Source organism: Stenotrophomonas sp. PS02301 (assembly GCF_029959485.1).
Lineage (GTDB): Bacteria > Pseudomonadota > Gammaproteobacteria > Xanthomonadales > Xanthomonadaceae > Stenotrophomonas > Stenotrophomonas maltophilia_Z.
Window position 1 is genome coordinate 14674 of record NZ_JASCOO010000053.1, and the last position, 15558, is coordinate 30231.

15 protein-coding genes are annotated in these 15558 nt (G+C 66.8%); 9 read left to right on the plus strand and 6 right to left on the minus strand.

Going from position 1 to position 15558, the window contains the following annotated elements:
- Positions 1-3: 3 nt before the first annotated feature.
- From QMX81_RS13375 to QMX81_RS13390, 4 genes are all read left to right on the plus strand, one after another.
- Positions 4-1215, plus strand: a complete 1212-nt coding sequence (locus tag QMX81_RS13375; RefSeq protein WP_282262171.1) for a COX15/CtaA family protein — start codon at positions 4-6, stop codon at positions 1213-1215.
- A gap of 4 nt (positions 1216-1219) precedes the next feature.
- A complete protein-coding gene (gene cyoE, locus QMX81_RS13380) occupies positions 1220-2113 on the plus strand; it encodes a heme o synthase (protein WP_282262173.1) in 894 nt (297 codons plus the stop codon).
- Positions 2114-2172: 59 nt separating this feature from the next.
- Complete coding sequence (locus QMX81_RS13385; RefSeq protein ID WP_282262174.1) at positions 2173-2997, plus strand: calcium-binding protein; 825 nt, start codon at positions 2173-2175, stop codon at positions 2995-2997.
- Positions 2998-3165: 168 nt separating this feature from the next.
- Positions 3166-3906 carry a hypothetical protein gene (locus QMX81_RS13390; protein WP_282262175.1) on the plus strand — a complete coding sequence of 247 codons (741 nt, stop codon included), beginning with the start codon at positions 3166-3168 and terminating at the stop codon, positions 3904-3906.
- A gap of 51 nt (positions 3907-3957) precedes the next feature.
- On the opposite strand, the gene QMX81_RS13395 is transcribed toward QMX81_RS13390, so the two are convergent.
- The 4 genes from QMX81_RS13395 to QMX81_RS13410 all read right to left on the minus strand — a co-directional run bounded on the left by QMX81_RS13395 (position 3958) and on the right by QMX81_RS13410 (position 8261).
- A complete protein-coding gene (locus QMX81_RS13395) occupies positions 3958-4956 on the minus strand; it encodes a bile acid:sodium symporter family protein (RefSeq protein ID WP_282262177.1) in 999 nt (332 codons plus the stop codon).
- Between the two features lie 52 nt (positions 4957-5008).
- Complete coding sequence (locus QMX81_RS13400) at positions 5009-5455, minus strand: sulfur transferase domain-containing protein (RefSeq protein WP_282262186.1); 447 nt, start codon at positions 5453-5455, stop codon at positions 5009-5011.
- A gap of 98 nt (positions 5456-5553) precedes the next feature.
- Positions 5554-7284, minus strand: coding sequence for a DNA primase (gene dnaG / locus QMX81_RS13405; protein WP_282262188.1), 1731 nt, complete (start codon positions 7282-7284; stop codon positions 5554-5556).
- Positions 7285-7346: 62 nt separating this feature from the next.
- Positions 7347-8261, minus strand: coding sequence for a YihY/virulence factor BrkB family protein (locus tag QMX81_RS13410; RefSeq protein WP_121042273.1), 915 nt, complete (start codon positions 8259-8261; stop codon positions 7347-7349).
- Positions 8262-8408: 147 nt separating this feature from the next.
- Between QMX81_RS13410 and QMX81_RS13415 the strand changes: the two genes are divergently transcribed.
- Positions 8409-9344 (plus strand): hypothetical protein, encoded by a 936-nt coding sequence (locus QMX81_RS13415; protein WP_226956686.1) that lies wholly within the window; start codon positions 8409-8411, stop codon positions 9342-9344.
- Between the two features lie 69 nt (positions 9345-9413).
- Here QMX81_RS13415 and QMX81_RS13420 read toward each other — a convergent pair whose 3' ends face one another.
- Positions 9414-9860, minus strand: coding sequence for a GatB/YqeY domain-containing protein (locus tag QMX81_RS13420; RefSeq protein WP_176990535.1), 447 nt, complete (start codon positions 9858-9860; stop codon positions 9414-9416).
- A 136-nt stretch (positions 9861-9996) separates the two neighbouring features.
- Positions 9997-10212, minus strand: a complete 216-nt coding sequence (gene rpsU, locus QMX81_RS13425; RefSeq protein WP_002808376.1) for a 30S ribosomal protein S21 — start codon at positions 10210-10212, stop codon at positions 9997-9999.
- A gap of 167 nt (positions 10213-10379) precedes the next feature.
- Between rpsU and tsaD the strand changes: the two genes are divergently transcribed.
- The 4 genes from tsaD (at position 10380) to QMX81_RS13445 (ending at position 15467) form a co-directional block, all read left to right on the plus strand.
- Positions 10380-11405, plus strand: coding sequence for a tRNA (adenosine(37)-N6)-threonylcarbamoyltransferase complex transferase subunit TsaD (gene tsaD, locus QMX81_RS13430; protein ID WP_121042279.1), 1026 nt, complete (start codon positions 10380-10382; stop codon positions 11403-11405).
- Positions 11406-11485: 80 nt separating this feature from the next.
- A complete protein-coding gene (folB, locus tag QMX81_RS13435; protein ID WP_088434566.1) occupies positions 11486-11854 on the plus strand; it encodes a dihydroneopterin aldolase in 369 nt (122 codons plus the stop codon).
- Between the two features lie 26 nt (positions 11855-11880).
- Positions 11881-13155 carry a mechanosensitive ion channel domain-containing protein gene (locus QMX81_RS13440; protein ID WP_282262182.1) on the plus strand — a complete coding sequence of 425 codons (1275 nt, stop codon included), beginning with the start codon at positions 11881-11883 and terminating at the stop codon, positions 13153-13155.
- Between the two features lie 137 nt (positions 13156-13292).
- Positions 13293-15467, plus strand: a complete 2175-nt coding sequence (locus tag QMX81_RS13445) for a glycoside hydrolase family 3 N-terminal domain-containing protein (protein WP_282262184.1) — start codon at positions 13293-13295, stop codon at positions 15465-15467.
- The last annotated feature ends 91 nt before the right edge of the window (positions 15468-15558 follow it).

Genomic DNA, 15558 nt, shown 5'->3' on the forward strand with positions numbered 1-15558 from the left:
TAGATGAGCCTCTCCGCACGCCCGGTGCTGCACCGCAATTTCCACCGTCTGGCGTGGTTTGCGCTGATCATGACCGCCAGTACGATCATGTTCGGTTCGTTCGTGCGTCTGTCCGATGCGGGCCTGAGCTGCCCGGACTGGCCGACCTGCTATGGCCGTGTCACCTGGCCGCAGCACGCCGAGGAAGTGATCGGCCACGAGGCCGCCAAGATCCGCCCGCTGGAAACGCACAAGGCGTGGCGCGAGCAGGTGCACCGTTTCCTGGCCGGTGCACTCGGTATCGAGATCCTCACCCTGGCGCTGCTGGCCACGCGTCGTCGTCGCTGGGGCAGCACGGCGGTGATCACCGCCTGTGTGCTGGTGGCGACCGGCATACCGCTGTACATGATGGGCATGCACGTCCCCGCGAGCATCATCGCCCTGATCGGCGAAGCGATCCTGCTGATCGCCGCGCTGCGCTGGACCAACATCGACCTGGCACGTGCCGCGTTGCTGACGCTGGCGGTGGTGATCTTCCAGGCGCTGCTCGGCATGTGGACGGTCACCTGGCTGCTCAAGCCGATCGTGGTGATGGGCCATCTGCTCGGCGGCATGCTCATGTTCGGCCTGCTGGTGTGGATGGCGTGGCGCGCCACGCATATGCCGATCACCCTGGCCGAGGCGCCCAGGCTGAAGTGGCTGATCCGCGCCGGCGTGGCCGTGCTGGTCGCGCAGATCGCCCTCGGCGGCTGGGTCAGCGCCAACTACGCCGCACTCGCCTGCGGTGGCGGCAGCGCCTCGCTGGACAATTTCCCGCGCTGCGTCAGCCAGTGGTGGCCGCCGCATGATTTCAAGGAAGGCTTCACCCTGTGGCGTGGCATCGGCGTGGATTACGAAGGGGGCGTGCTCGATGGCGCCTCGCGCATCGCGATCCAGATGGCGCACCGCTTGATGGCGATCGTGGTCGCCGTGTACCTGCTGTGGCTGTCGGTGCGCCTGTTCCGCCTGCCGAGCATGCGCGGCTGGGCGAGTGCCCTGGGTCTGCTGGTGGTGCTGCAGATCACCCTGGGCATCCTCAACGTGAAGCTGGCGGTGCCGCTGGAAGTGGCCGTCGCGCACAGCGGGGGCGCCGTGGCGCTGCTGTTCGTGCTGGTGACGCTGCTGGCGCGCCTGCGCGCGCCGGATGCCGAGGGTGGCAAGGCCAGCGCTGCGTCCACTGCCGTGCAGGTGGGCTGACGGCATGGCCAGTTACCGTCAGTACTGGGATCTGACCAAGCCCAAGGTCGTCGCCCTGATCGTGTTCACCGCGCTGGTGGGCATGTTCCTGGCCATCCCCGGCGTGCCGACCGCGCAGCAGGCGCTGGACGGCGCGCTCGGCTTCCTCGGCATCTGGCTGGCCGCTTCGGCCGCCGCCGCGATCAACCAGCTGCTGGACGCGCGCATCGATGCGCAGATGGCGCGCACCTCGTGGCGCCCGCTGGTGGTGGGCAAGGTCAAGCCGTGGCAGGTGCTCGTCTTCGCGGGCCTGCTGATCGCGCTGTCGATGACGATCCTGGTGGTCTGGGTCAACGTGATCACCGCCGTGCTGACCTTCGCCTCGCTGATCGGGTACGCGGTGATCTACACCGTGTACCTCAAGCGCGCGACCTCGCAGAACATCGTCATCGGCGGCCTCGCCGGTGCTACCCCGCCGATGCTCGGCTGGGCCGCGATCACCGGCATGCAGGGCCCGTGGGACTGGGCCTACGCGTCGCTGCTGGTGCTGATCATCTTCATCTGGACCCCGCCGCACTTCTGGGCGCTGGCGATCTTCCGCCGCGAGGATTACGCCAAGGCGGAAATCCCGATGCTGCCGGTCACCCACGGCGTGGCGTACACCCGCAAGTCGATCATGGTCTATTCGATCGCCCTGGCCATCGTCAGCCTCCTGCCGGTCGTGTTCGGCATGAGCGGCATGTTCTACCTCGGCGGTGCGATCGTGCTCAACGCGGTCTTCCTCTGGTACGCCTGGCGGATGCTGAATCCGCCGGATGAACTGTTCTCGATGAAGATGTTCGGCTACTCCATCGTCTACCTGATGGCGCTGTTCGCCTTCCTGATGGTGGACCACTGGATGCTGCCCTGGTTGAAGTAACCGCCTTGAATCTGTGATTACTGCCGCCATTGCTTCTCTACCGAACAGGGAGTGACGGTATGAAGCGATGGCGTTGGGTGGCGGGGCTGCTGATCGGGATGGCGTTGGGTGCGGCGAATGCGGCACCGGTACCGGTAGCACCAGTGGAGGACACTGCTGCACAGATCATGCGGCATGCGGGCGAAAGCCGTCTGGTGGTCCTCGGTGAACTGCATGGCACGCGCGAGATGCCGCAACTGGTGCAGGCGCTGGCGGAGGCCTACGCCGGACAGGGCACCCCGCTGCACTTGGGGCTGGAACTGCCGGCCACCGAGAACGCCCGGCTGGCCACCTACCTGTCCTCCAATGGCGATGCCGCAGCACGCCAGGCGGTGCGCGCGACCTCCTACTGGCGCACCGCAGGTAAACCGCACGACGGCCGCCGTAATGAAGATACGCTGGCGCTGATCGAGGCGGTGCGGGTCCTGCGTGCGCAGGGCCACGATGTACAAGTAGTTGGCTTCGATCAGGTGCTGCCGGCGGCCCAGGCCGGTACCGGCGCGCGCGATGCGGCGATGGCCGATGCACTGCGTGCACACCACGCAACGTTGCCCTCCGCTGGGCGTCTGTTGGTACTGACCGGGAACGTGCATGCCATGCGCACTCAGCCCGAAGGGCTGCCGTGGCCGCCGATGACTGCGTTGCTGCTCGATCTCCAGCCCTACGCGGTCCGGGTTGATGCGCGGAGTGGGCAGGCGTGGGGCTGCACACAGCATCGGCAATGCGGCGCGCGATCGCTGTCGGCATATACCGGGCCTTCGCCGCTGCAGAAAACGGGCTCAGACCGGTCATACGATCTGCAGATCTGGCTACCGCGCTTCAGCGTGGCGCGGTGGGTGGAGTAGCCGTTTTCGGATGGGAATGTTCCGCGATGTCGCGTAAGGCGAGCATCTACGTTGAAAAGCCGGATCAACAGCTCATTTCCTTGAGCCGCCCGTCACGTATAAACCGGGCGCGGACCTGCTTCTCATGGGCGGAAGGTGTGGCCGTCGTCCTGCTGAGTGATGATCGTCATGAACGCACTTTCCCCTCTCACCCTGGTTGTGGTGCTGTCATCTGTCGCGTTGCCTCACACCGGACCCGATACCGTGGATGCGGTCGGCCGGTGGCTGCATGCGCGCACGCTGCAGGCCGCATCCAGCGAGCCTGTACCAGCGGCGGGATGCGTGCCTGCAGCTGGTGTCCTCAAGATGGTTGAACTGGCGGAGCTGGATGCACCGGAGGCAGTGAAACAGCAGCTGCGCAGGCAGATTGAACGCAGCCGGGCCGGTCCAGTCCGGGTGCCTGACGGAACCATCCCGTCGCCAGCGGGGCTCTTCGCCAGCTTACCCAAGACGAAGCGATCGGACGCAGTGCTCCGTCAACGCTTGCCCAGTCCGCCGACCAATCTTCTGGGGACGGTGCTCGGTGTCGCGGAGGTGATCGGCATGGAGCCCAGTGGTGCGTTGGAGGGTGTGAAGTCCACCGGCTTGACGCGGTTCTATCGGTTGAGCGACGTGGGCATCGTCGCGTTCAATGAGGAAAACTTCCGGGTGCCAGGTACTCTCATCGAGGTCATTGCCGAAGCCCAGAACACCGCCGTCAACGGCTCGCCTGCGCAGCTCGAGATGAATGTTGATGGTCAGGGACGTGGTCGCGTGGTGTTGTCTTGGGCCGCTGGAGACAAGGCATACACACTCACCGCAACCGGCGACAGTGACGTGGAACGCAAGGCACGCGTGCTGCAGGATATCGCTGCGGCAATCAATGATTGATCTTGATCAGCCGGGGGCTGAGGTCCGACCAATGGCGGCAGTCGAGCGAGCTCAACTGCCTCCGTCACCCTTCATCGCCACCACCGGATCACGCGCATACCGCTGCGCGATCATCGCGCAGACGATCAGCTGGATCTGGTGGTAGATCATGATCGGCAGCACGATCGCACCGAGGCTGCCACCGGCGAACAGCACCTTGGCGATGGGCACGCCGGTGGCCAGGCTCTTCTTCGAGCCGCAGAACAGGATGGTGATCTCGTCTTCGCGGTTGAAGCCCAGCCGGCGCGCGATGAAGCGGATCAGCGGCATTGCGATGCCGAGCAGCACCGCCGCCACCACCGCCACGCTGAGCAGCGACAACAGCGGCGTCTTGCTCCACAGGCCCTCGCTGACCGCTTCGCCGAAGGCGGAGTAGACCACCAGCAGGATCGTGCCCTGGTCGGTATAGCGCAGCAGCGCGCGCTGCTTCTCGACCCAGCGGGCGATCCACGGGCGCAGCAGATGGCCGGCCACGAACGGCACCAGCAGCTGCAGCATGATGCTGACGATGGCCTGGCCGGGGTTGTGCATGCCGCCTTCGGTGCCGGCCAGCAGGGCCAGCAGCAGCGGGGTCAGGAAGACGCCGAGGATGCTCGACAGCGAGGCGCTGCACACCGCCGCCGGGACGTTGCCACGGGCGATCGAGGTGAACGCGATCGAGGACTGCACGGTGGACGGCAGCGCACACAGGAACAGCACGCCGATGTACAGCTCGGACGTGAGCAGCCAGCCATCCAGCGGTTTGAACATCAGGCCCAGCAGCGGGAACATCACGAACGTGCAGGCCAGGATGGTCAGGTGCAGGCGCCAGTGCAGCAGGCCGGCGACGATCGATTCACGCGGCAGGCGCGCGCCGTGCAGGAAGAACAGCGCGGCGATGGCGACGTCAGTGACATCGTCGAGCACCATCGCGGCGGCGCCGTGCATCGGCAGGAAGGACGCCAACAGCACGGTGCAGAGCAGGGCGAGGGTGAAGTTGTCCGGTCGCAGGCGCGACCACCAGCGGGTCATGGTGGGCAGGTTCCTGTAGAGCAGGGAAGTAAGCGGGAGAAGAAGAGCAGGGTCAACGCGCGGCGTCCTGCTCCAGCAGGGCACGGGTCGGCCCTTCCAGCGAGGTCATGCCGGCGTCGCGGCCGAACTGCAGGGCCTGATCCACCGAGGCACCGTCACGCGCCTGCAGCAGTGCCAGCAGCGCGCCGGCGCGATTGCCGGAGGCGCAGTGCAGCAGCACCGGGCCCTGGCTCTGCGCCAGCGCGGTACGCAGGGCCTGCGCATTGGCGTCGGTCAGGCCGGCGGCACCGGCAACGGGGAGGCGCACATAGCGCAGCCCCAGGCGTTCGGCCGCGGCGGTTTCATCGAAGCCGCGCGCTTCGTCGGGCTGGCGCAGGTCGATCAGCGTCGTGACCCCGGCCGCGGCGGCCTGCTGCAGCTGAGCGGCGCTGGGTTGTCCTGCGGTGTAAAGCTGCGGCCGTGGCTGCGCGAAGGGCAGCTCCGCGGCCCAGGCGGGCATGCATAGCGCCAGCAGTGCGGCGATGACGCCAGCGCGGAGCCAGCGGAGGATCGATGCAGCGGGACGGGCGAGGTGGGATGCCACGGCGGCTCCGTTGGTCAGAAGCGGAGGGTGCTGCGCGCCTTGAGCAGTTCGCGCAGCTCGTACTTGTCAGTATCGTCCAGACCCTGCTGGCTCTGCTTTGCCTGAAGCTCATCCAGACGTTGCATCAGCAGCTGTTTCTCCAGCTGGGCCACCGCGTCATGCAGCTCCTGGGTCCACATCGCCTCGTCGCCTGGCAGGGTCTGCGCGGCCAGCTTGTGCAGCGATTCCTGTTCCTCGCGGCCTTCGAAGTGCTCCAGCAGCGCCCCGGTGCTGATGTCCGGGCGCTGCTCGACCAGGGTCAGCAGTTCGGTCAGCAGTTCGATGCCGGGCAGGCGCAGGCCGGTGAAGTGATGGCCTTCCAGGGTCATCGCCAGCGAGGGCTGCTGCAGCAGGATCGCGATGGCCGCGCGCACCAGGCTGCGGCGCTGTGCCGGTGCCACCGCGCGCTGCGGTTGGCGTGAGGGCTGCACGGATGCACCGGGCTTGGCGCCCAGCCCGGTCAGCGTGGTCAGCTGCTGCTTCATCAGGTCGCCGAAGGCGCCATCGGGAATCTGCGCCAGCATCGGCTTGGCCCGTTCGGCCAGACGTGCCTTGCCGTCGAGCGTGCCCATGTTGACCTCACGGGTGAGCTCGTCGAAGAAGAACTGCGACAGCGGCGTGGCCTGCTGCAGGCGGGCATCGAAGCCCTCGCGGCCTTCCTTGCGCACGATGGTGTCCGGGTCTTCGCCATCGGGCAGGAACAGGAAGAAGGCCTGGCGGCCGTCCTTCATGCGCGGCAGCACCGACTCCAGCGCACGCCAGCCGGCGCGCCGGCCGGCGGCATCGCCATCGAAGCAGAAGAACACGTCCGGCGCATTGCGGAACAGCAGCTCGGCGTGGTCCGGCGTGGTCGCCGTGCCCAGTGTCGCCACCGCTTGGGTGACGCCGAACTGGAACAGCGAGACCACGTCCATGTAGCCCTCGACCACGATCAGCCGCTCGATCTTCTGATTGGCCTGGCGCACCTGCCACAGGCCGTACAGCTCGCGGCCCTTGTGGAACAGCGCGGTCTCGGGTGAGTTGAGGTACTTCGGGCCGTCGTCTTTCTCCATGACCCGACCGCCGTAGGCGATCACGCGGCCACGGCGGTCGAAGATCGGGAACATGACCCGGTCGCGGAACTTGTCGTAGACGTGGCCGCGGTCGTTCTTGGATAACAGGCCGGCGCGGTCGAGCAGCTTCATCCGCCGCTCGTCCTTGCCCAGGGCATCCTTCAGCGCGCTGTAGCCATCCGGTGCGTAACCGATGGCGAAGCGCTCGCGGTTCTCTTCATCGACTCCGCGCTGGTCCAGGTAGGCGCGCGCCTTGTCGCTGCCCTTCAGCGCGGTCTGGAAGAAGCGCGTGGCCGCATCCAGCGCCGAGTACAGATCGCGGCTGTCGTCCTGCTGCTGGGCGGTGCGCGGCTGGGTATCGCGCGGCACTTCCATGCCCACGCGCTTGGCCAGCTCATCGACCGCGTCGAGAAACTCGAGGCGGTCGTAATTCATCAGGAAGCTGATCGCCGTGCCATGCGCGCCGCAGCCGAAGCAGTGATAGAACTGCTTGGTCGGTGAGACCGTGAACGAGGCCGAGCGCTCGTCATGGAACGGGCAGCGCGCTGCGTATTCCTTGCCCTGGCGCTTCAACGGCACGCGACTGCCCACCACCTCGACAATGTCGGAGCGGGCCAGCAGGTCGTCGATGAATGCGTCGGGGATACGGGCCATGGGCAGCAGGCGGGGCATGGCCGCTCACGGCCACGCACGGAAGCGGGGGTACCGCTAGTCTACTAGCTGCCGGCCGGTTCGCCCGGTTTCGGTGGCTCCACCCCAGCCTCGGCGAGGACGGCATGGGCGCGCAGGCGCTCATCAATCACCGAGGTCATCAGTGCACCGACGAAGAAGACCACCGTGGCGTAGTAGATCCACACCAGCGAGATCACCAGCGCGCCCATCGAGCCATACGCGCTGCCCGGTGCGACGGTGGCGATGTACAGGCCGATGCCATAGCGGCCCAGTGCGAACAGGGCCGAGGTGATCGCACCACCGATGAAGGCCTGGCGCCACGCCACGCGGCGGTCGGGCAGGTAGTGGTAGAGGAAGGCGAAGCCCACGGTGTACAGGGCCAGGCTGGTCAGATAGCCGATCGCCGGCAGCACCGAGGGCAGGTGCGCGAACACGACCTGCAGCATCGTGGTGGCGGTCATCGAGAGGATCAGCAGGAAGCCCAGCGCCAGCACCACGCCGAACGAAAACACGCGCTTGCGCAACCAGGCCACGATGCCGTCCAGGCGCTCGCCGCTGGTGTTGAAGATCAGGTTCAGGGCGTTCTGCAGCTGCGCGAACACCGCCGTGGCACCAATGAACAGCAGCAGGGTGCTCCACACGCCGGCCAGCGTGCCGATGTCCGGCTGGTTGTTGGCGTTGCTGAGCACGGTCTCCGCCACCGAGGCGGCGCTGGTGCCGGCCACATCATTGATCTGGCCCAGCAGCGCCTGCTGCGCCGGGGGGTACAGCGAGGCGGTCAGCCACAGCAGCAGCACCAGCAGCGGCGCCATCGAGAGCAGGGCGTAGAAGGCCAGCGCGGCGGCCTGGGTCATCACGTCTGCATCGATGAAGCGGCGCAGCAGCACGGCGGGGAAGCTCTGCTCCAGCCGCGCCAGGTGTTTGCGGACGGTGGACAGGGAAGGGCGCGTATGCGGCATGGACGGCGTCAGATCGGGAGCGAGGCCTCCGTTCTAGCAAATCGCCGGGTTGAGCCGGGTGAAGTGATTCGATCAGGTCAAGATCTTGACGGATATCGCGTTATCCTTTTGCCCGGTTTTCCACCTTCACAGCAGAAAGGACGCTTCATGAAAGGAATGGTCTACACGACGATGGTGCTGTTGGCCGCTGCAGGGCCAGCGATGGCGTCCCCGGCCTGCGAAAAGGCCTTCAAGACGGTAGGGGATCCGCGCAACGGCGCCCTTTACATGGCCGATCTCACCTTGCCGGGGTTGAAGGTTCAGAGCGCGCTGGACCAGCTGCGCAAGATCGGCGGCGATGACAAGTTCGAGGTCGGCGGCCAGCTGGTGGACGGCGACAGCGGCGATCAGTACCTGATCCAGCGAGAAGGCCTGCGCACCCCGCTGGTGATGGTTGCGACGGCCGACCGCACCGGCCGCGTCACCCTGGCGACCAAGCTGGCCCGCGGCCAGACGATCGAGCCGCAGGCGGCCAAGCAGTCGATGTGCGAGATGCTCGGCAAGCTGAAGGCAGGCAGCCAGGGCGATGCGCTCGCTGCGGCGGGGCGTTCGCAGTATCCAATGCCGGCGGTAGAGACGGTGGCCGCACCGGACCTGTCCAAGAAAATGGGCAAGGAAGTGAAAGACACCATGGCGCTGTACCGCAGTGCCGGCGCCTTCAAGGACATGTTGCTGGGGACCACCACCAACAAGGAAGACAAGGGCGATCGCTCGGCCACCTTCCTGCCGCTGTACGCGAAGTACGTGGGGCGGCGCTATCAGATCGACGGCCAGATCTATACGGTCAACACCAACACGTATTCGACCAAGCCCGGCGAGGTCGGCTCGATCAACTATCTGGTCACCCCGACCCGCGGCCTGCTGCGCGTCCGCCAGAACGACACGTTCAACAACAACAACTACACCATCCGCTGCGAATTCGCGTCGGACCAGGCCGCCAACTTCACCATGCTGCGCGAGCGCGACTGGGCCAAGCTGGAAGGCGAGATCAGTTCGATCGAGGAAAGCTCGATGACGCTGCGCAACTGTCGCCAGGCCTCGTAACAACGGACCTGTTGAAACGGAAAAGGCCCGCGAGATGCGGGCCTTTTCACTGCGGCGTGGCGGCGGGATTCAGCCAGCCAGCTGCTGCTTGACCAGCTTGGACACCAGGCCCATGTCGGCCTGACCGGCCAGGCGCGGCTTGAGGGCGCCCATCAGCTTGCCGATGTCGGCCGGGGTGGTCGCGCCGGTTTCGGCGATGGCGGCCTGGATGGCGGCCACGATCTCGGCCTCGCCCAGCTTGGCCGGCAGGTACTGGTCGATCACCACGATTTCCTCGCGCTCGATCACGGCCAGGTCTTCGCGGTTGGCGGCTTCGAACTGGGTGACCGAGTCCTTGCGCTGCTTGACCATCTTTTCCAGCACGGCGAGCACGGCGGCGTCGTCCAGCTCGATGCGCTCGTCGACTTCGCGCTGCTTGATCGCGGCGTTCATCAGGCGGATCACGCCCAGGCGGTGCTTCTCGCCGGCCTTCATGGCGGCCTTCATGTCATCGGTGAGCTGCTGCTTCAGGCTCATGGGAACACCTCGTGTCGGTGGAAAAGGAAAGCGGGGCGCCGAAGCGCTGGAACGCAAAAAGCCGGTAACGCTCGCGCGTTCCGGCTTCGGCTCCGTCACGACAGGCCAAGGCCTGCCGTATCGAAGTTGCGTCCGATCAGTACAGGCGCTGACGCTTGGTGACGTCGCGCGACGAACGGCGCAGCTGACGCTTCACAGCAGCGGCAGCCTTACGCTTACGCTCCTGGGTCGGCTTTTCATAGAACTCGCGCTTGCGGGTTTCGGCCAGCACGCCGGCCTTTTCGCAGGTGCGCTTGAAGCGACGGAGCGCAAACTCGAAGGGCTCGTTCTCGCGGACTTTAACGCTGGGCATGGAATCTCCGGGACACAGTAGAACCGGGTCACGCCCGGTGAGAGCCGCACATTATAGCGGCGAGAAAAGAAGTTGCAACCCACCCCGGCGAACTTCTTGGCCACGGGTGATGCGCAGACAGGCCAGCGTACGTCTGCCGGGGCCTGAAGAGGTCCATAATACCCATTATGCGAGTCCTTGGTATCGAATCTTCCTGCGATGAGACCGGCGTGGCGGTGTATGACACCTCCCTGTCCGGGATCGACGCCCTGCGCGCCCATGCGGTCTACAGCCAGATCGCCCTCCACGCTGAATACGGCGGGGTGGTGCCCGAGCTGGCCAGCCGCGACCACGTGCGCAAGCTGCTGCCGCTGATCCGGCAGACCCTGGCCGAGGCCGGCATGACCGTGGCCGACATCGACGGGGTGGCCTATACCGCCGGCCCCGGCCTGGTCGGCGCGCTGCTGGTCGGGGCGGGCGTGGCCCGTTCGCTGGCTTGGGCGCTGGAGGTGCCGGCGGTCGGTGTACACCATATGGAAGGGCATCTGCTGGCCCCGCTGATGGAAGACGACCCGCCGCAGGCGCCCTTCGTGGCCCTGCTGGTGTCCGGTGGGCATACCCAGCTGGTCGCCGTGGACCGGATCGGCCAGTACCGACTGCTGGGCGAGACCCTGGACGACGCCGCCGGCGAGGCCTTCGACAAGACCGCCAAGCTGATGGGCCTGCCGTACCCCGGTGGCCCACAGTTGGCCGCCCTGGCCGAGCGCGGCACGCCGGGCCGGTTCAAGTTCACCCGCCCGATGACCGACCGCCCCGGGCTGGATTTCAGCTTCTCCGGGTTGAAGACCCAGGTCCTGCTGGCCTGGCGCGACAGTGACCAGAGCGAGCAGACCCGCGCTGACATTGCCCGTGGCTTTGAAGATGCCGTGGTCGACACCCTGGCGATCAAGTGCGAGCGCGCGCTGGAGGCGGCGGGCACCGATGTGATCGTGGTGGCCGGCGGGGTGGGGGCCAACAAGCGCCTGCGTGCCAAGCTGCAGCAGATGGCCGCCCGCCGTGGTGGCCGCGCCTGCTTCCCGCGCCCGGCGCTGTGCACCGACAACGGCGCGATGATCGCCTTCGCTGGCGCGCTGCGTCTTGAAGCGGGCCAGCACACTCCGCCCCAGGTGCAGGTCACGCCGCGCTGGGATATGGCGACGCTGCCGGCGGTGTAGGGCGCGCCCACTCACCCCGGTTCCCGGCACATTCCGGACAGCCCCGTTACCATGGTCGCCATCTTCCACGTGGCATGGCTATGGACAAGGTATTCATTGAAGGGCTCGAAATCGATGCCCTGATCGGGATCTACGACTGGGAACGGCGGATCCGCCAGACCCTGCGTTTCGATCTCGAAATGGGCTTCGACAACCGCCGCCCGGCGGCCAGCGACGACATCGCCGATACCCTCAATTACAAAGCCGTCAGCAAGCGCATCGAGCAATTCGTGCGTGACTCGGACTACGGCCTGGTCGAAACCCTGGCCGAGCGCATCGCCGAGATCGTGCTGCGTGAATTCAACGTGCAGTGGCTGCGCCTGAAGCTCAGCAAGCCCGGCGCGGTACGCGGCGCGCGCGCGGTTGGCGTGATCATCGAGCGCAGCGCGCAGGACCTGGCAACGCCCTGATACCCCTGATAGGAGAGCGATACACGATGTTGGATGCGGTAGTGGCAACCCGATGGCTGGACAGTGTCCAGCGGACCCTGGAACCCTGGCCCTGGGCCTACACCCTGCTGGTGCTGGCGGCGCTGGCCCTGGCGGCCTGGCTGGCCAACTTCGTCACCAAGAAGATCCTGCTGCGCGGTCTGCGCAAGCTGGTCAACCGCCTGCCTGGCCACAGCGCGGGCAATGAAGGTGGCAACAACCTGCGGGTGATCTCGCGGCTGTCCAACGTGGTGCCGAGCATGGTGATCGCCGCCGGCATCCGGATCGTGCCCGATCTGCCGCCGGAGCTGGTGGAGTTCGTGATCGGGGCGTGCCGGGCCTGGGCGGTGCTGACCGTGGCGCTGGCCGTCTCGCATGCGCTGGACGCCGCCAACGATCTGTACGAGCGCCGCCCGGATGCGCGCAACAAGCCGATCAAGGGCTACCTGCAGGTCGTGAAGATCATCGTCTTCGTGATCGCCGGCCTGTCGATCGTAGCGACCCTGCTGGGGGTGAAGCTCGGCCCGCTGGTCACCGGCCTCGGCGCGGCCACCGCGGTACTCATGCTGATCTTCCAGGACACGATACTGTCGCTGGTGGCCAGCGTGCAGATCAGCGGCGATGGCCGGGTGCGGCTGGGCGACTGGATCGAAATGCCCAGCCAGAACGCCGATGGCGATGTGATCGATATCGCCCTGCACACCATCACCGTGCAGAACTTCGACAAGACCATCACCACCATCCCGACCAAGAAGCTGGTGACCGAGTCGTTCAAGAACTGGCGCGGCATGCAGGAAGCAGGCGGCCGCCGGATCAAGCGCGCGCTGTACCTGGACCAGCACAGTGTCGGTTTCGTCGATGCGCCGATGCTGGCCGAGCTGGAGCAGTTCGCGGTGCTGGGCGATTACCTGCGCGGCAAGCAGGCCGAGCTGCAGCAGTACAACGCCGAACTCCAGGCCAAGGGCGTGGCGGCCGTCAATGCGCGCCGGGTCACCAACCTGGGCACCTTCCGCGCCTATGTGGAGCGCTATCTGCAGCACCATCCGGGCATCCATACGGAGATGACCCTGCTGGTACGGCAGCTGCAGCCCACCACACAGGGCCTGCCACTGGAGATCTACTGCTTCACCCGCAGCACGGCGTGGGGTGAGTACGAGGGCGTGCAGTCGGACGTGTTCGATCACCTGCTGGCGATCCTCCCGGCCTTCGGGCTGCGGGTTTTCCAGGAATCCAGCGATGCCATGTTGATGGCGGGGCAGCAGCGCTTGGCCGCTGCGGAGTAAGCTCCTGTGCCTCCGTCGCCGCCCGCGCGGCGGCGGGGGTCTCCCTCCGGGGAAGAAAAATGAACGCAAAAGTCATTCACAACGGCTTCGGGAACGCTAGAATCCCGGGCTTGTAAACGTTTTCATAAGGACAGCCGGTGGCCGCCGATCGTATCGAAACCCTCATTGCCCAGATGACCGTCGTTGAAAAAGTCGGCCAGCTGGGTGTGTTCGCCGACATGGTCCGCCCGTTCGCGCCGGATGTGAATCCGGAAGCCAACGTCAGCAACGCCGACCAGGTGCTGCAGCAGGTGCGCGAGGGCAAGGTGGGCTCGCTGTTCAATGGCGTGGGCGTGGAAGCCGGCCGCCGCATCCAGCAGGTCGCGCTGGAAGAAAGCCGCCTGAAGATCCCGGTGATCCTGGCTGCGGACGTGATCCATGGCATGCGCACCGTCTTCCCCATCCCGCTGGGCGAGGCCGCCAGCTTCGAGCCAGACCTGGCCGAGCGCACCGCCCGTGCCACCGCGGTGGAAGCCACCGCCGCCGGCCTGCACTGGACCTATGCGCCGGCCGTGGATATCGCCCGCGACCAGCGCTGGGGCCGTGGCGCCGAGGGCGCCGGTGAAGACGTGGTGCTGGGCTGTGCATTCGCCGCCGCCCGTGTGCGCGGCTTCCAAGGCCCGGACCTGCGCGCCGACGATGCGCTGCTGGCCACGCCGAAGCATTTCGCCGCTTACGGCGCGGTGATGGCCGGCATGGAATACAACATGGTGGACATCTCGCCGCAGACCCTGCGCGACGTCCACCTGCCGCCGTTCAAGGCCGCCTTCGAAGCCGGCGCCCTGACCGTGATGTCCTCGTTCAACGACATCAACGGCGTGCCGGCCAGCGCCAACGCCGAGCTGCTGACCGACATCCTGCGCGGGGAGTGGAACTTCCCGGGCGTGGTGATCTCCGATTACACCGCCGACATGGAACTGGTCGCGCACGGCTATGCCGCCGATGACCGCGACGCCACCGCCAAGGCCTTCACTGCCGGCCTGGACCTGAGCATGCAGAGCGGCTTCTACGCCGAGCACCTGCCGGGCCTGATCGAGAGCGGCGAAGTGCCGATGGCCACCCTGGACGAATCGGTGCGCCGCATCCTGCGCCTGAAGGACGCGATCGGTCTGTTTGACGACCCGTACCGCTCGCTCGATCTGGCACGCGAAGCGGACACTTCGCATATCGCTGCGCATGACGAACTCTCGCGCGATGCCGCGCGCCGCTCGATCGTGCTGCTCAAGAATGCCGAGTCGGTGCTGCCGCTGAAGAAGGCCGGGCAGAAGATCGCGCTGATCGGGCCGTTCGTGCAGGACCGCGAGAACATCGAAGGCTGCTGGACGCTGTTCGGCGACAAGTCGCGCTACGTCACCCTGGAAGCCGGCGTCCGCGCAGCGATCAGCGATGAGGCGCTGCTGGAGATCGTGCCGGGCTGCGATCTGGAAGCGGCCGTGCAGGACGGTATCGAACAGGCGGTCGCTGCCGCGCTGCGTGCCGATGTGGTGGTACTCGCGCTGGGCGAACCGCAGCGGTACAGCGGTGAAGCCCAGTCGCGCGTGGAGATCACGCTGCCGCCCGCGCAGCAGGCATTGGCCGAGGCAGTGGCGATGACCGGCAAGCCGCTGGTGGTGCTGCTGCGCAATGGCCGCGCGCTGGCCCTGCAGGGCGCCGTGCGCAATGCGCATGCCGTGGCGATCACCTGGTACCTGGGCACCCAGACCGGGCACGCCGTGGCCGATGTGCTGTTCGGTGATTACAACCCGTCCGGTCGCCTGCCGGTCAGCTTCCCGCAGGTGTCCGGCCAGCAGCCGTACTTCTACAACCACGCGCGTACCGGTCGCCCGGAACTGCCGACCATGTCCGAGTTCAAGGCGCGCTGGCGCGAGATTCCGAACGAGCCGGCATACGCCTTCGGCCACGGTATCGGCTACACCACGTTCGCCTATGGCGTGCCGCAGCTGAGCAGCGCGCAGCTGGGCTGGGACGACACCCTGACCATCACCACCACGCTGACCAACACCGGCGCGGTGGCCGGTGAGGAAGTGGTGCAGCTGTACATCCACGATCGCGTGGCCAGCCGCGTGCGGCCGGTGCGCGAGCTGAAGGGTTTCGACAAGATTGCCCTGCAGCCGGGTGAGAGCACCGAGGTGCACTTCACGCTGGACCGCCATGCGCTGGGCTTCACCGGTCGCGATGGCGTGTTCCGCGCCGAGCCGGGCCAGTTCGAGCTGTGGGTGTGCGCATCGTCGGTCAGCGGCGAGCCGGTGATCTTCGAGCTGCTGGCCGCCTGAGCCGGCCTGGCGTCATCCGGTGGTGGGGGGGGGGGGGGGGGGGGGCGCGGGGGCGGGCGCGGGGGGGGGGGGGGGGGGGGGGGGGGGGGGG

What these genes read in the sequence shown, in the direction of transcription:
- QMX81_RS13375 (WP_282262171.1), top strand. Translation starts at nt 4, where the DNA reads ATGAGCCTCTCCGCACGCCCGGTGCTGCACCGCAATTTCCACCGTCTG.
- cyoE (WP_282262173.1), top strand. Translation starts at nt 1,220, where the DNA reads ATGGCCAGTTACCGTCAGTACTGGGATCTGACCAAGCCCAAGGTCGTC.
- QMX81_RS13385 (WP_282262174.1), top strand. Translation starts at nt 2,173, where the DNA reads ATGAAGCGATGGCGTTGGGTGGCGGGGCTGCTGATCGGGATGGCGTTG.
- QMX81_RS13390 (WP_282262175.1), top strand. Translation starts at nt 3,166, where the DNA reads ATGAACGCACTTTCCCCTCTCACCCTGGTTGTGGTGCTGTCATCTGTC.
- QMX81_RS13395 (WP_282262177.1), bottom strand. Translation starts at nt 4,956, where the DNA reads ATGACCCGCTGGTGGTCGCGCCTGCGACCGGACAACTTCACCCTCGCC.
- QMX81_RS13400 (WP_282262186.1), bottom strand. Translation starts at nt 5,455, where the DNA reads ATGCCCGCCTGGGCCGCGGAGCTGCCCTTCGCGCAGCCACGGCCGCAG.
- dnaG (WP_282262188.1), bottom strand. Translation starts at nt 7,284, where the DNA reads ATGGCCCGTATCCCCGACGCATTCATCGACGACCTGCTGGCCCGCTCC.
- QMX81_RS13410 (WP_121042273.1), bottom strand. Translation starts at nt 8,261, where the DNA reads ATGCCGCATACGCGCCCTTCCCTGTCCACCGTCCGCAAACACCTGGCG.
- QMX81_RS13415 (WP_226956686.1), top strand. Translation starts at nt 8,409, where the DNA reads ATGAAAGGAATGGTCTACACGACGATGGTGCTGTTGGCCGCTGCAGGG.
- QMX81_RS13420 (WP_176990535.1), bottom strand. Translation starts at nt 9,860, where the DNA reads ATGAGCCTGAAGCAGCAGCTCACCGATGACATGAAGGCCGCCATGAAG.
- rpsU (WP_002808376.1), bottom strand. Translation starts at nt 10,212, where the DNA reads ATGCCCAGCGTTAAAGTCCGCGAGAACGAGCCCTTCGAGTTTGCGCTC.
- tsaD (WP_121042279.1), top strand. Translation starts at nt 10,380, where the DNA reads ATGCGAGTCCTTGGTATCGAATCTTCCTGCGATGAGACCGGCGTGGCG.
- folB (WP_088434566.1), top strand. Translation starts at nt 11,486, where the DNA reads ATGGACAAGGTATTCATTGAAGGGCTCGAAATCGATGCCCTGATCGGG.
- QMX81_RS13440 (WP_282262182.1), top strand. Translation starts at nt 11,881, where the DNA reads ATGTTGGATGCGGTAGTGGCAACCCGATGGCTGGACAGTGTCCAGCGG.